The organism is Variovorax cryoconiti (genome assembly GCF_051216395.1).
In the GTDB taxonomy this organism is placed as follows: Bacteria; Pseudomonadota; Gammaproteobacteria; order Burkholderiales; family Burkholderiaceae_C; genus Variovorax.
In genome coordinates, this window is sequence record NZ_JBPJZI010000009.1 from 40,437 (window position 1) to 53,655 (window position 13,219).

Here is a 13,219-nt window from a genome sequence, read left to right on the forward strand (position 1 = left end):
GGGTACGATCGATGCTTCTTCCTGGGCCCATGCTGCCGACCCCGCCGATGCCTGCCGCCGATGCCACCCTTTCCGTCCTGCGCCACGGCCGCGTGGCCATGGCCTTGCACTGGGTGCTGGCGTTGATGCTCACCACCTCGTTCTTCGTCGGCCTGTACATGGTCGACCTGCCGTTCTCGATGACGCGGCTGCGCCTCTACAACTGGCACAAGTGGGCGGGCGTCACCATCCTGCTGCTGTCGGCGCTGCGCCTTTTCTGGCGCCTCGCGCACCGGCCGCCGCCGCTGGGCGTGCGCATCGAGGCGGCCATGCCGCGCTGGCAACGCTGGGCCCACCAGGCCACGCTGGGCGCGATGTATGTGCTGTTCATCGCGGTGCCGCTGATGGGCTGGGCCGCCACCTCCGCGCGGGGCTATCCGGTCGTGTGGTTCGGCGTGTGGCCGCTGCCGGACTTCGTGCCGGTCGACCGCGGCCTGGCCGACCAGGTGTTCGGGCCGCTGCACCGCGCCGGCGCCTTCCTGCTGGCCGGGCTGGTGCTGCTGCACCTGGCCGCCGTGTTGAAGCACCACTTCATCGACCATGACGGTCTGCTGGCCCGCATGTGGCCGGCACCGCGCAAGAAGGAAAGCCCATGAGAGTCGCCGTCTTCGGCCGGGTGATGGCGCATGCTGTCGCGGCCGGGTTGCTGGCCCTGGCGATGCGGGCCCCCGCGCTGGCCGAGCCGCCCGCGACGCTGCTGCCTGCGCAAAGCCAGATCGTCTTCACAAGCAAGCAGATGGGCGTGCCGGTCGACGGCAGCTTCACGCGTTTCGCCGCGCAGGTGGCCTTCGACCCACGCAAGCCCGAAGGCGGCACCGTGGCCCTGCAGATCGACATCGGCAGTGCCACCCTGGGCGTGCCGATGAGCGATGCCGAGTTGCCCAAGCCGCCGTGGTTCGACGTGGCCCGATTTCCCACGGCCCGGTTCGACGCCGCCAGCATCAAGGCGCTGGGCAACGGGCGCTTCGACGTGGCGGGCACCCTTACCCTCAAGGGCCGCGCGCAGCCGCTGACGGTGCCGGTGAGCATCGCGCAGAGCGGCGGCCAGTCGGTGGCGACCGGCAGCTTCGTGCTGCAGCGCCTGAGCTTCCAGGTCGGCGAGGGCGAGTGGGCCGACACCTCGGTCGTCGCCAACGACGTGCAGGTTCGCTTCAAACTTCTTTTCACGGGTCTCGGGCCCCTCTGAGCCACGTCGCCCCCATCGAAAGCCATTGCATGAACCTTCGCCTCCCGGCCTGTACGGCCCTGCTGCTCGCCACCTCGGCCTTCGCCCAGACCGCGCCCGAGTACACCGCGCCGCCGGTGGCTGCCGTGGCCTCGGGCGGGCCGGTCCCCAACGCCAGCTACGTGATCGACCCGACCCACACCTTCGTCAACTACGAGATGGGCCACTACGGCACCACCACCAACCGCGGTCGCTTCAGCACCAAGGACGGCTCGGTGACGCTCGACGCCACGGCCCGCAACGGCAAGATCGACATCGTGATGGACATGAGCTCCATCAACACCGGCGTCGACCTGCTCAACCGGCATGTGCAGAGCAAGGACTTCTTCAACGTCGCCGACTTCCCCACGGCCCGCTTCACGGCCGCGCAGATCGCCTTCACGGGCGACAAGGTGGCCGAGGTGCCCGGCACGCTCACGCTCATGGGCAAGAGCCTGCCCGTCGTGCTCAAGGCCGACCGCTTCAACTGCTACCTGAACCCGCTCATCAACCGGCAGGTGTGCGGCGGCGACTTCGAGACCACCATCGAGCGCAGCCGCTGGGGCCTGACCTGGGGGCTGAACTTCGGCTTCGAGGACAAGGTGCGGCTGCTGGTGCAGGTGGAGGCGATCAACCTTGCACCGCCGACGCGCTAGAGCAGGCTCTCGGGCATCAGCGGTGCCAGCAGCTCGAGCATGAGGCGCTCCCAGAGGCTCGAGTCGGGCTCCTGGCGCAGCACCTCTTCGCGGCCGTCGTCCTCGTCGCTGACCCATTCGATGCGGCGGTCGTCGTCCAGCCGCAGCCGGTAGGCGCCCTGGTTCTTGAGCACCTCCAGCAGCTTGATCACCTGCTGTGCCATCTCGCGGCTGCGGATGATCAGCCCGATCTCGGTGTTGAGCACGTCCGAGCGCGGGTCGAAGTTCATCGAGCCGACGAACAGCGTCTGGCCGTCGATCACGGCCGTCTTGGCATGCAGCCGCCCGGTCGACGTGCCGAACAGCCCGAGCCGCACGCTGCGCCGCGTGCGCACCGAACTCAGCTCGTACAGCCGGATGCCCAGCTGCAGCATCTCGGCGCGGTAGCGCCGGTAGGCGGTGTGCACCAGCGGCTCGTCGGTGGCGGCCAGCGAGTTGGTCACCAGGCTCATCGTCACGCCGCGCTGGCGCGCCTCGCGCATCACCTCGAGCCCGGCCGGGCCGGGGATCAGGTAGGGCGAACTGAGCACGATGTCCTGGCGTGCGCGGCGCATCTGTTCGACCACGTTGTAGCGCACGCTGTCGACATCGAGCAGCGGCACGCCGCCGTAGGAGGCGGTCTTGCCGATCACGCGGTCGGGCGAATCGGCATAGGCCTCGGCGCGCGTCCAGATCAGGCCGAGCCGGCCGGCATCGATCTCCTCGGCGATCGGGCTGTAGCCCAGCACGTCGTTCGGCGCGGGCCGCGGCGGCGGCGGCGTGGTGGCGGGCGCGGTGAGCGCCTCGAAGCGCGCGCGCAGTTCGTCCGGCGACAGCGCCGTGCGCGCCACCGCCTGCACCGGCAGCACGTAGTCGCTGTTCCAGTACTGGTCGAACAGCGTGCCCAGCCGCGGCAGCAGCGCGCCGGCCACGAAGGTGTCGAGGTCGATGAAGTTCTCGCCGGCGGTGCGCGTGAAGTACTGGTTGCCGATATTTCGTCCACCGGCCACCGCCATGGCGCCGTCGGCGATGAACAGCTTGTTGTGCATGCGCCGCTGCACCCGGCCGAAGTCCAGCAGCGAAGCGGCGAAGCGTTGCTTCATGCTGTCGCGCCCGGCCGGGAAGGGGTTGAACAGCCGCAGTTCCACGTTCGGGTGCGCGGCCAGCGCCAGCAGCAACTCGTCCTCGCCCGAGGTGTAGAGGTCGTCCATCAGCAGGCGCACCCGCACGCCGCGCGCCGCGGCGTCGCGCAGCGTGCGCAGCAGGTAGCGGCCGGTCTCGTCGTTCTCGATCTGGTAGTACTGCACGTCCAGCGTGCGCTGGGCGCGCCGGGCCAGTTCGAGCCGCGCGTGCAGCGCGAAGTCGCCACTGGGCATCAGGCGGAAGCCGCTCAGGTCGGGGTCGGGCTGCACGGCGAGCGCCAGGCGGCCGAGCGCCGTGGTGTTCGAGGCGGCCAGCGCCGCGGATGGCGCGCCCTGCAGGCCGCCCGGCAGGCTCGCGCAGCCACCGGCGATCAGCAGCAGCGGCAAGAGCAGAGCCGCGGCACATCGGCGCATCAGGCGCTGCAATGCCGTGGCGGCGCGGGCGTTCGGGGCGTGAAGGGCAGACGGCGGCATCGGCGCCGTTTGTATCAGAGCCGTGCGTCGATCTGCGCGCTGATCTCGGCGAAGCCGGGGCGCAGCGCGACCGTCGGCTGCACGCAACGGGCTTGCAGCGCACCGAGTGCCGGGTCGGCGGCGCCACAGCGCGCGAGCAGTTCCTCGAGCAGGCAGCCGAAGGCGCGCACCTCGATGCGTTCGAGCGCGTCGGCCATCGGCGACGGGTGGAAGGACGCCGCGCCGAAGTCGCCGAGCAGCGCGCCGCCCGCGCCGTCGTGCAGGATGTTGTGCGCGTACAGGTCGCCGTGCATCAGGCCCTGCGCATGCAGGTGCGCCGCGGCCGACGCGATGCCCGCGGCCAGCGAAAGCGCCGCGTCGGGCGTGAAGCGGGTGTCGGGCGCATAGACGTCGCGCGTGCACGAGTCCAGGCTCGGTGGCCCGGCCAGCACGCGGAAGGCCGGGTCGATCAATGGCATGACCAAGCCCTGCGCGCGCTCGGGATGGCCGACGACGCGGCCCAGCGCGCCGATCAGCCCGCGGTGCAGGCCCGCGGCGATGCCGGCCGCCATCTCGCTCGACGGCGAGCCGTCGCTGGTCATGGCGCCCTTGAAGAGCTTGACCGCCACCGGTTGCCGTGTGCCATTGGGCTGCTGCCACGCGGCCTGCTGGATCACGCCTGACGCGCCTTCGCCCAACACGGCCCCGGTGTCCAGGCGCGACCAGTCGATGTCCGGCAGCGCATGGCCGTCGAGTGCGCGCGCTTCCCGCGCCGCGGTCAGCGGGTTGCCGCCGTGCGCCAGCCAGGCCAGCCGCGGCAGCTCGCCCAGCCAGTCGGGCAGGGCGCCGAAGCGGTTGGCCGCGATGCGCAACAGCTCGAGCGACGTGCTACCGGTCGCCATCGTGTCGGGCAACGCGCTCAGGCGGTTGCCTGCCAGCATCAGCTTCTGCAGGCGCGGGCGCTGGCCGAGCGCTGGCGGAAGCGATTCGACCGCGTTGTCGGTGAGGATCAACCAGCGAAGACGTGCCGGCAGCGCATGGCCCGGCACGGTGTGGATGCGGTTGGCCTTGAAACCGACCATCTCGAGCTGCGGGCAGCGGCCCAGCACCGCAGGCAGGTCGGTGAAACGGTTGTCGGAACAGAAGATCACGCGCAGGCGGTGCAACCGGGACAGGTCGTCGGGCAGCGTGTCGAGCGCGTTGCGCGACAGGTCGAGCACCTCCAGCGTGTCGGCCAGCGCAAAAATCTCGCGCGGGAATTCGGTGAGCCCGGCATCGCGCAGGTCGAGCCGCTGCGTGCCGGCGAGGGCGCCGCGGCGCAGGCGCGCGAGGGTCCCCTCCGGCCCGGTCGTCATCGGGTGGCGAAGCGGTAGATGCCGTCGTCGCCGCGCGTACGCCGCAGCTGGCCGGCATGCCACAGCAGGTGCAGGTGGGCGATGGTCTCGCCCATCGCGAAGGTCAGCTGGTGCAGGTCGAGTGCGCGCTTGAACATGATCGGCACGCCATCGGCCGCCGACAGCGGCCGCTCGCGGCAACCGGCCAGCAGCTCGGCCAGGCGGTCGCGGTGGTGTTCTTCGAGCTGCTCGATGCGGCGGTGCACGCCGGTGAAGGGCTTGCCGTGCGAGGGCAGCGCCAGCACGTCGGCCGGCAGTTCGCGAAAGCGCGCGATGCTGTCGAGGAAGAGCCGCAGCGAATCGGCCTCGGGCTCGTCGGCGTGCACGCTCACGTTGGTCGAAATGCGCGGCAGCATCATGTCGCCGCCCAGCAGCACGTTGATCTCGTCGCAGTACAACGCGATGTGCTCGGGCGCATGGCCGTAGCCGCTGATGCAGCGCCAGGCGCGCCCGCCGATGTGCACCGTGGTGCCTTCCATCAGGCGCACGTACTGGCTCGGCAGCGCGGGCACCATGTGGCGGTAGTAGCCGGAGCGCTCGCGGATCTTCGCGACCGCCTCCGGGTCGACCAGCCCGTGCGACGCGTAGAAGCGCGCTGCCGAGTCGCCCCCCGCGGCGTTGTCCATGCCGCCGGCGCTGGTCATGTTGCGCGCCACGTAGAAGTCGGTGGCGCTCATCCACAGCGGCGCCTTCCAGTGCGCGCACAGCCAGTGGGCCAGGCCGATGTGGTCGGGGTGCATGTGCGTCACGATCACGCGCAGGATGGGCAGGCCCTGCAGCTGCGTCTCGAAGATGCGCTCCCACTGCTCGCGCGCCTCGCCGCGGTCGATGCAGCAGTCGACCACCGTCCAGCCCTCGACGCCGTCGATGCGGTCGTGCAGCAGCCAGAGGTTGATGTGGTCGAGCGCGAAGGGCAGCGACATGCGGATCCAGCGCACGCCGGGCGCCACCTCGATCGTCTCGCCGGGCGCCGGCAACTGGTCGCCCAGCGGGTAATGGAGTTCGCGTTCGAGGAGGTTCATGTAGGATTGGAGGTTGACGTTAACGTCAACGTCACAGGAGAGGCCTTCATTGTAGGCAGCGCAGCCCAAGCCCGCTGTCGCGCCCGCAACGGCCCTCGAAGACCATTGGCCCGCCAGGGTGGACGCACCAGGAACATCGTTTTTTTCGTGCCCATGCAATCGACCTATTCCATCAGCGAGTTGGCCCGGGAGTTCGAGCTCACCACCCGGGCGATCCGCTTCTACGAGGACAAGGGCCTGCTGGCGCCCGAACGCTCGGGCGCGGGCGGCCTGCAGCGGGTGTACAGCGCGCGCGACCGCACGCGGCTGGCGCTCACCCTGCGCGCCAAGCGGCTGGGGCTGAGCCTGGACGAGGCAAAGGATATCCTCGACATCTACGACAGCCCGCGCGATACCGCGGCACAGTTGCAGAAGTTCCTCCATGTCCTGGGCGTCCACCGCGGGCAGCTCGAAGCGCAGATGGCCGAATTGCAGGCCAACCTCGCCGAGGTGCAGGCCCAGGAGAAGCAGGCGCGCACCGCCCTGGCGCGCGCCCTGAAGACCACGAAGGCGCCCCGCGCCCCGAAAAAGACCCGTGCGCACTGAGCGCACCTAACGAAGCCGAGAACGACCATGCCCAACGAATCCCTCGAAGACCTGTTTGCCCACAACCGCGCCTGGTCGGCCCAGATGGAGCGCGACCGCCCCGGCTTCTTCACCAGCCTGGTGAAGCAGCAGACGCCCAAGTACATGTGGATCGGCTGCTCCGACAGCCGCGTGCCGGCCAACCAGATCACCGGCCTGGAGCCCGGCGAGGTGTTCGTGCACCGCAACGTGGCGAACATCGTGGTCCATTCCGACCTGAACGCGCTGTCGGCCATCCAGTTCGCCGTCGAGCACCTGAAGGTCGAGCACATCATGGTGGTCGGCCACTACGGCTGCGCCGGCGTGAAGGCGGCACTCAGCGGTGCACGCATCGGCCTGGCCGACAACTGGATCCGCCACATCCAGGACGTGCGCGACCGCCACATCGCCATGCTCGAATCGCTGCCCGAAGAGGTGCGCGTCGACGCGCTGTGCGAGCTGAACGTCGCCGAGCAGGTGGTCAACGTGGCCGTCAGCACCGTGATGGTCGACGCCTGGAGCCGCGGCCAGAAGGTGCGCATCCACGGCTGGAGCTTCGGCGTGCACGACGGCCTGCTGCAGGACCTGCAGATGTCGGTCGACGGCAGCAAGCCGCTCGACGCCATCTACAAGGCCGCGGTTCAGCGCATCCGCTACAAGTGGAGCAAGCCGGGCGAGGCGCTGACCATCGCGCCGCGCTCGAAGGCCGAAGGTTCGCCGTCGCAGCCCGCCGCGCTGGACGGTGCCGCCGATTCGATGTCCCCCACCGCCTGAGTCATTTCATTTCACTTCGAAGGAGACCCGCATGTCCGAATCCATCGTCATCGTCGGCGCCGCCCGCACCCCCATGGGTGCGTTCCAGGGCGACTTCGCTTCCCTCTCGGCCCATGACCTCGGCGGTGCCGCGATCAAGGCCGCCGTCGAGCGCGCGGGCATCGACCCGGCGGTTGTCGGTGAGGTGCTGTTCGGCAACTGCCTGATGGCCGGCCAGGGCCAGGCACCGGCCCGCCAGGCGGCCTACAAGGGCGGCTTGCCCGACAGCGCAGGCGCGGTCACGCTCAGCAAGATGTGTGGCTCGGCCATGAAGGCCGCGATGCTGTCGTACGACATGCTGATGGCCGGCACGCACGACGTGATGGTCGCCGGCGGCATGGAAAGCATGACCAACGCGCCCTACCTCATGCTCAAGGGCCGCGGCGGCTACCGCATGGGCCACGACCGTATCTTCGACCACATGATGCTCGACGGCCTTGAAGACGCCTACCAGCCAGGTCGCTCGATGGGCACCTTCGGCGAGGACTGCGCCGCGAAGTACAGCTTCACGCGCGAGCAGCAGGACGCCTTCGCCACCGCCAGCGTCGAGCGCGCCAGGCACGCCACGACCGATGGCCTGTTCAAGGCCGAGATCGTGCCGGTCACGGTCAAGAGCCGCAGCGGCGAAACGGTGGTGGCCATCGACGAAGGCCCGGGCAAGGTCAAGCTGGACAAGATCGCCACGCTCAAGCCGGCCTTCAAGAAGGACGGCGGCACCATCACCGCTGCGTCGAGCTCGTCCATCAACGACGGCGCCGCAGCGCTGGTCCTGATGACCGCCTCGCACGCCAAGAAGATCGGCGCCAAGCCGCTCGCGCGCATCGTCGGCCACGCCACGCACGCGCAGCAGCCCGAGTGGTTCTCGACCGCGCCGGTCGGTGCCGTGCAGAAGCTCTTCGCCAAGACCGGCTGGGGCGTGAAGGACGTCGACCTGTGGGAGGTGAACGAGGCCTTCGCCGTGGTGCCGATGGCGCTGATGAAGGAGATGGGCGTGGCGCACGACATCGTCAATGTGCACGGCGGCGCCTGCGCGCTGGGCCACCCGATCGGCGCCAGCGGCGCCCGCATCATGGTCACGCTCATGCACGCGCTGCAGTCGCGCGGCCAGAAGCGTGGCGTCGCGACGCTGTGCATCGGCGGCGGCGAAGGCACGGCCGTCGCCATCGAACTCGTCTGACCGCATGATCGTTTCGAAGAAGAACGCGCTCGCCCTGACCACCGCGCTGCTGCTGGGCAGCGCCGGGTTCGCGCCCGCGGCCTGGGCGCAGAAGCGCGACAACGTGCTGTTCGATGCGGCCACGAGCGAGCAGCCGGCGGTCGTGAAGACGCTGGAGCGCCTGGTCAAGATCGAGAGCGGCACCGGCGATGCCGAGGGCATTGCCGCGGCGGGCGCGCTGCTGGAAGGGGAACTCAAGGCACTGGGCTTCACGGTCACGCGGCAGAAGGCCGCGGGCAACGTGGTCGGCGACAACATCGTCGGCCGGCTCAAGGGCCGCGGCGGCAAGAGCCTGCTGCTGCTGTCGCACATGGACACGGTCTACCCGCGCGGCATGCTCGCGAAGGCGCCGTTCCGCGTCGACGGCAACAAGGCCTACGGGCCGGGCATCGCCGACGACAAGGGCGGCAGCGCGGTCATCCTGCATGCGCTGAAGCTGCTCACGACCTACGGCTTCCGTGACTTCGCATCGATCACCGTGCTGTTCAACGTCGACGAGGAAAAGGGTTCCTTCGGCTCGCGCGACCTGATCCAGCAGGAGGCACGCGCAGCCGACTACGTGCTGTCCTTCGAGCCCACCAGCGCCGAGCGCGAGAGCTTCTACCTCGGCACCTCCGGCATCGCCTACGTGCAGGCGGACATCAAGGGCAAGGCCTCGCATGCGGGCGCCGCGCCCGAGGCGGGCGTCAATGCGCTGGTCGAGGCGTCGGACCTGGTGCTGCGCACCATGGATCTCGACGACAAGGCCCGCGGCCTGCGCTTCAACTGGACGGTGGCCAAGGCGGGCACCGTGTCGAACATCATCCCGGACAGCGCCACCGTCAATGCCGACGTGCGCTACGCGCAGAACGACGATCTCGAGGCCATGCTGAAGACGCTGGAAGAACGCGCCCAGCAGAAGAAGCTGCCGGCCGCCGAGGTCAAGCTCACCGTCACGCGCGGCCGCCCGGCCTTCAACGCCGGCGCCGAGGGCCGCAAGCTGATCGACAAGGCCAGCGCCTTCTACCGCGAGGCCGGTGGTTCGCTCGAGGTCGACGAGCGCAGCGGCGGCGGCACCGATGCAGCCTATGCCGCGCTGGCCGGCAAGCCGGTGATCGAAGGCCTGGGCCTGCCGGGCTTCGGGTACCACAGCGACAAGGCCGAGTACGTGATGATCGACGCGATCCCGCGCCGGCTCTACATGGCGGCGCGGCTGATCATGGACTTGGGATCTGGAAAGTAGGAAGCAAGACGATGATCGAAACACGCGACCAGCTTCGCGCGCTCTATGCGCAACCCGGCGAGCGCGCGGTGCGAAAGCAGCTCCCGCGCCTCGATGGGCACGCCGCGCGCTTCATCACGTTGTCGCCCTTCTGCGTGGTCGCCAGCGCCGGGCCGTCGGGTCAACTGCTCGACGCCTCGCCGCGCGGCGGTGCGCCGGGCTTCGCGAAGGTCACCGACCCGTCCACCGTGCTGCTGCCGGACTCCGGCGGCAACAACCGGCTCGACACGCTGGAGAACCTGCTGGTCGATCCGCGCATCGGCCTGCTGTTCGTCATCCCGGGCTTCGAAGAGACGCTGCGCATCAACGGCACCGCGCGCCTGCGTGACGAGGCAGCGTTCATCGATCCGTTCGCCGCGGAACGCCAGCGTCCCAAGCTGGTGATCGAGGTCCACGTCGAAGAGGCCTACCTGCACTGCGCCAAGGCCTTCATGCGCTCGCAGCTGTGGCAGCCGGCCGACTGGCCCGCACGCGACCTGCTGCCGTCGCTCAACCAGATGCTGCACGACCAGCTGGGCCTGGCCGAAGCCCCGGAGCCGGCGGCCGACATGGCGGTGCGCTACCGCCAGCAGCTGGCCGACGAGCAGACGCCGTCGCGCTGAACCGCTGCACTGCCGACATCAGACCTACAAGAACGAGAGACACACCATGCTGCTGACCCCCGACCAGGAAGCCATCCGCGACGCGGTGCGCGACTTCGCACAGAAGGAACTGTGGCCGCACGCCCCCGCGTGGGACCGCGAGCACGCCTTCCCGAAGGCCGCCCATGAGGGCCTGGCCGAACTCGGCGCCTACGGCATCTGCGTGCCCGAGGAAGACGGCGGCGCCGGCCTCGACTACCTCACGCTCGCCCTGGTGCTGGAAGAGATCGCGGCCGGCGACGGCGGCACCAGCACCGCCATCAGCGTGACCAACTGTCCCGTCAACGCGATCCTCATGCGCTACGGCAACGCCGCGCAGAAGAAGCAGTGGCTCTGGCCGCTGGCGCAGGGCCGGATGCTCGGCGCCTTCTGCCTGACCGAGCCGCAGGCCGGCAGCGACGCGTCGAGCCTGCGCACCACCGCCCGCAAGGACGGCGACGCCTACGTGATCGACGGCGTCAAGCAGTTCATCACCAGCGGCAAGAACGGCCACGTCGCCATCGTCATCGCCGTCACCGACAAGGGCGCCGGCAAGCGCGGCATGAGCGCCTTCCTGGTGCCGACCGATGCGCCCGGCTACCACGTCGCCCGGCTCGAAGACAAGCTCGGCCAGCACAGCAGCGACACGGCGCAGATCAATTTCGACGGCTGCCGCATTCCGGTGGAGAACCTGATCGGTGCCGAAGGCGAGGGCTACAAGATCGCGCTCGGTGCGCTCGAAGGCGGCCGCATCGGCATCGCGGCGCAGAGCGTGGGCATGGCGCGCAGCGCCTTCGACGTGGCGCTGGCCTACGCCAAGGAGCGCCAGGCCTTCGGCGGATCGATCTTCGACCAGCAGGCGGTCGGCTTCCGCCTCGCCGAATGCGCGACGCAGCTCGAGGCCGCGCGCCAGCTCATCTGGCACGCCGCCGCCCTGCGCGACGCCGGCCGGCCCTGCCTGAAGGAAGCCGCGATGGCCAAGCTCTTCGCCAGCGAGATGGCCGAGAAGGTGTGCAGCGCCGCCATCCAGACGCTCGGCGGCTACGGCTACGTCAACGACTTCCCGCTGGAGCGCATCTACCGCGACGTACGCGTGTGCCAGATCTACGAAGGCACCTCGGACATCCAGAAGCTGCTGATCCAGCGCGCGCTGGCCTGAACGCCGCTAGACGTACTTTCCGGTGATGCCGCCGTCGACGACGAGTTCGGTGCCCGTCACGTAGGCCGCCGCGTCGGAGGCCAGGAAGGCGCAGGCATGCGCCACGTCCCAGGCCGTGCCCATGCGGCCCATCGGCACCTGGCGCGCGCGGGCGGCGCGTGCGTCGTCGAGGCTGCCGTCCGAGAACATCTTCGCCACCGTGGTGGCGATGCGCGGCGTGTCGATCAGCCCCGGCACCACGGTGTTGGCGCGGATGCCGTGTGGCGCGTACTGCTGCGCCACCATGCGGGTGAACTGCGTGACGGCGGCCTTGGTCACGCTGTAGGCCAGGTGCGGGTAGCCGATGTAGCGCATGCCGGCCACCGACGAGATGGCGATCAGCGCCCCGCGACCGCGCTCCACCATGCCCGGCAGCACCTGCTGCGAACACAGCAGCAGGCTGCGCACGTTCACGGCGTGGATGCGGTCGAAATCCTCGGCGCTGGTCTCCATCGGGCCGCCGGTCTGGCCGATGCCGACGTTGTGGTGCAGCACGTCGATGCCGCCGAAGTGCGCGCGGGCTTCGCCGAAGAGCCGTTCGACCTCCGCAGGCAGCGCCACGTCGCCGACGAAGGTCGCGGCCTCGCCGCCCTCGGCGCGGATCAACGCGGTGGTCTCTTCGGCCGAGGCGGCGTCACGGTCGGCCACGCACACGCGTGCGCCCTGGCGCGCGTAGGTGACGCAGGAAGCGCGGCCGATGCTCCAGCCCGGGCCGGCCGAGCCACCGCCGGCGACGAACACGACCCGACCGCTCAGGTCGAGTGGCAGCGCCGGAGCGCGCGTATTGCTCATGCCTTGCCGCCTTCGCCCACGTACGGGATGGCGTGCTCCACCGTGTCCCAGATGAAGCGGCCCGACGGGCTCTGCTGCTCCTCCACGATGTGCGCCACCAGGCCGGCCGCGCGCGAGATCACGGCGAAGCCGCGCATCACGTTCGTCGGCACGCCGATCTCGCCCAGCAGTGCGGCCACGGCGCCGGTGGCGTTGATGGTGATCGGCCGGCCGGCTACGTCGTCCACCGCCTTCGACAGCGTCTCCAGCGCGCGGATCTTGTCGCCCGCCAGTTCGCTCTCGGCGCGGCCCAGTTCGAGCAGCTTGTAGGCGCGCGGATCGACCGGCTTGTGCAGGTGGTGGCCGAAGCCGGGCATGGCGCTCTTCGTGGCCTTGTGCTCGCGCGCGATCGCCAGCGCCTCGGCGGCAGGGTCGGCCGCGGCGGTGATCCGGTCGAGCAGGCGCGAGCAGTTCTCCATCGTGCCGACGAAGGAGCTGCCCACCGCCAGCAGGCCGGCCGACACGGCGCCCTGCAGGTTCTCCGGCGCACTCATGTAGATGAGCCGCGTGGCGATGGCGCTGGGCGTGAGGCCGTGCTCCATCAGCACGATCAGCACCACGTCGGTGATGCGCAGGTCAACCGGACGCGGCGTGCGGCCGAGGATCTGCATCAGCATCACCTCGGTGAAGGTGCGCTTGCCCATCAGGTCCTCGACCAGGTCGGCGTCGCGGTAGTGCAGGCTGGTGAGCGTGTGCGTGCACAGGCGCGTGACGGGCGGGTTCGTTGTCGATGCCATGGGGATGTCTCC

14 protein-coding genes are annotated in these 13,219 nt (G+C 69.8%); 9 read left to right on the forward strand and 5 right to left on the reverse strand.

What is annotated here, in order from left to right:
• The first annotated feature begins 29 nt into the window (after positions 1 to 29).
• From ACSFA2_RS19870 to ACSFA2_RS19880, 3 genes are read left to right on the forward strand one after another with little or no spacing between them, the layout of a single operon-like run.
• Entirely contained in the window at positions 30 to 635 is a 606-nt protein-coding gene (locus ACSFA2_RS19870) for a cytochrome b (protein ID WP_435457052.1), read from the forward strand.
• Complete coding sequence (locus ACSFA2_RS19875) at positions 632 to 1,225, forward strand: YceI family protein (RefSeq protein WP_435457053.1); 594 nt, start codon at positions 632 to 634, stop codon at positions 1,223 to 1,225. Before ACSFA2_RS19870 ends, ACSFA2_RS19875 begins: the two co-directional genes overlap by 4 nt.
• A gap of 29 nt (positions 1,226 to 1,254) precedes the next feature.
• Complete coding sequence (locus tag ACSFA2_RS19880) at positions 1,255 to 1,899, forward strand: YceI family protein (protein ID WP_435457054.1); 645 nt, start codon at positions 1,255 to 1,257, stop codon at positions 1,897 to 1,899.
• Here ACSFA2_RS19880 and ACSFA2_RS19885 read toward each other — a convergent pair.
• Genes ACSFA2_RS19885 through ACSFA2_RS19895 form a run of 3 tightly spaced genes read right to left on the reverse strand, consistent with a single transcriptional unit; the run spans position 1,896 to position 5,928 of the window.
• Entirely contained in the window at positions 1,896 to 3,533 is a 1,638-nt protein-coding gene (locus ACSFA2_RS19885; RefSeq protein WP_435457055.1) for a phospholipase D family protein, read from the reverse strand. The genes ACSFA2_RS19880 and ACSFA2_RS19885 overlap by 4 nt on opposite strands.
• Before the next feature lie 14 nt (positions 3,534 to 3,547).
• Positions 3,548 to 4,867: a leucine-rich repeat-containing protein kinase family protein gene (locus ACSFA2_RS19890; protein ID WP_435457056.1), complete on the reverse strand. Its 1,320-nt coding sequence runs from the start codon at positions 4,865 to 4,867 to the stop codon at positions 3,548 to 3,550.
• Positions 4,864 to 5,928 carry an MBL fold metallo-hydrolase gene (locus tag ACSFA2_RS19895; RefSeq protein ID WP_435457057.1) on the reverse strand — a complete coding sequence of 355 codons (1,065 nt, stop codon included), beginning with the start codon at positions 5,926 to 5,928 and terminating at the stop codon, positions 4,864 to 4,866. Before ACSFA2_RS19895 ends, ACSFA2_RS19890 begins: the two co-directional genes overlap by 4 nt.
• A 153-nt stretch (positions 5,929 to 6,081) precedes the next feature.
• Here ACSFA2_RS19895 and ACSFA2_RS19900 point away from each other — a divergent pair, with 153 nt between their 5' ends.
• From ACSFA2_RS19900 to ACSFA2_RS19925, 6 genes are read left to right on the forward strand one after another with little or no spacing between them, the layout of a single operon-like run.
• Positions 6,082 to 6,513 (forward strand): MerR family transcriptional regulator, encoded by a 432-nt coding sequence (locus tag ACSFA2_RS19900; protein ID WP_435457058.1) that lies wholly within the window; start codon positions 6,082 to 6,084, stop codon positions 6,511 to 6,513.
• A gap of 27 nt (positions 6,514 to 6,540) precedes the next feature.
• Entirely contained in the window at positions 6,541 to 7,305 is a 765-nt protein-coding gene (gene can / locus ACSFA2_RS19905) for a carbonate dehydratase (RefSeq protein ID WP_435457059.1), read from the forward strand.
• Positions 7,306 to 7,336: 31 nt separating this feature from the next.
• Positions 7,337 to 8,521 (forward strand): acetyl-CoA C-acyltransferase, encoded by a 1,185-nt coding sequence (locus ACSFA2_RS19910; RefSeq protein ID WP_435457060.1) that lies wholly within the window; start codon positions 7,337 to 7,339, stop codon positions 8,519 to 8,521.
• 4 nt (positions 8,522 to 8,525) lie between these two features.
• A complete protein-coding gene (locus ACSFA2_RS19915) occupies positions 8,526 to 9,782 on the forward strand; it encodes a glutamate carboxypeptidase (RefSeq protein ID WP_435457061.1) in 1,257 nt (418 codons plus the stop codon).
• An 11-nt stretch (positions 9,783 to 9,793) separates the two neighbouring features.
• On the forward strand, positions 9,794 to 10,423 hold the full coding sequence (locus ACSFA2_RS19920) for a pyridoxamine 5'-phosphate oxidase family protein (protein ID WP_435457062.1): 630 nt from the start codon (positions 9,794 to 9,796) through the stop codon (positions 10,421 to 10,423).
• A gap of 46 nt (positions 10,424 to 10,469) precedes the next feature.
• Positions 10,470 to 11,600 (forward strand): acyl-CoA dehydrogenase family protein, encoded by a 1,131-nt coding sequence (locus tag ACSFA2_RS19925; RefSeq protein ID WP_435457063.1) that lies wholly within the window; start codon positions 10,470 to 10,472, stop codon positions 11,598 to 11,600.
• Positions 11,601 to 11,606: 6 nt separating this feature from the next.
• Here the strand turns inward: ACSFA2_RS19925 and ACSFA2_RS19930 are convergent, their stop codons facing one another.
• The gene (locus tag ACSFA2_RS19930) at positions 11,607 to 12,431 is read right to left on the reverse strand and encodes an SDR family NAD(P)-dependent oxidoreductase (protein WP_435457064.1); all 825 of its coding nucleotides are present in this window, start codon (positions 12,429 to 12,431) and stop codon (positions 11,607 to 11,609) included.
• Positions 12,428 to 13,207 (reverse strand): citryl-CoA lyase, encoded by a 780-nt coding sequence (locus ACSFA2_RS19935; protein ID WP_435457065.1) that lies wholly within the window; start codon positions 13,205 to 13,207, stop codon positions 12,428 to 12,430. The genes ACSFA2_RS19930 and ACSFA2_RS19935 overlap by 4 nt, the downstream gene beginning before the upstream one ends.
• Positions 13,208 to 13,219 lie beyond the last annotated feature (12 nt).

Coding starts and splice junctions, on each gene's coding strand:
- ACSFA2_RS19870 (WP_435457052.1), top strand. CDS start 30: ATGCTGCCGACCCCGCCGATGCCTGCCGCCGATGCCACCCTTTCCGTC.
- ACSFA2_RS19875 (WP_435457053.1), top strand. CDS start 632: ATGAGAGTCGCCGTCTTCGGCCGGGTGATGGCGCATGCTGTCGCGGCC.
- ACSFA2_RS19880 (WP_435457054.1), top strand. CDS start 1,255: ATGAACCTTCGCCTCCCGGCCTGTACGGCCCTGCTGCTCGCCACCTCG.
- ACSFA2_RS19885 (WP_435457055.1), bottom strand. CDS start 3,533: ATGCCGCCGTCTGCCCTTCACGCCCCGAACGCCCGCGCCGCCACGGCA.
- ACSFA2_RS19890 (WP_435457056.1), bottom strand. CDS start 4,867: ATGACGACCGGGCCGGAGGGGACCCTCGCGCGCCTGCGCCGCGGCGCC.
- ACSFA2_RS19895 (WP_435457057.1), bottom strand. CDS start 5,928: ATGAACCTCCTCGAACGCGAACTCCATTACCCGCTGGGCGACCAGTTG.
- ACSFA2_RS19900 (WP_435457058.1), top strand. CDS start 6,082: ATGCAATCGACCTATTCCATCAGCGAGTTGGCCCGGGAGTTCGAGCTC.
- can (WP_435457059.1), top strand. CDS start 6,541: ATGCCCAACGAATCCCTCGAAGACCTGTTTGCCCACAACCGCGCCTGG.
- ACSFA2_RS19910 (WP_435457060.1), top strand. CDS start 7,337: ATGTCCGAATCCATCGTCATCGTCGGCGCCGCCCGCACCCCCATGGGT.
- ACSFA2_RS19915 (WP_435457061.1), top strand. CDS start 8,526: ATGATCGTTTCGAAGAAGAACGCGCTCGCCCTGACCACCGCGCTGCTG.
- ACSFA2_RS19920 (WP_435457062.1), top strand. CDS start 9,794: ATGATCGAAACACGCGACCAGCTTCGCGCGCTCTATGCGCAACCCGGC.
- ACSFA2_RS19925 (WP_435457063.1), top strand. CDS start 10,470: ATGCTGCTGACCCCCGACCAGGAAGCCATCCGCGACGCGGTGCGCGAC.
- ACSFA2_RS19930 (WP_435457064.1), bottom strand. CDS start 12,431: ATGAGCAATACGCGCGCTCCGGCGCTGCCACTCGACCTGAGCGGTCGG.
- ACSFA2_RS19935 (WP_435457065.1), bottom strand. CDS start 13,207: ATGGCATCGACAACGAACCCGCCCGTCACGCGCCTGTGCACGCACACG.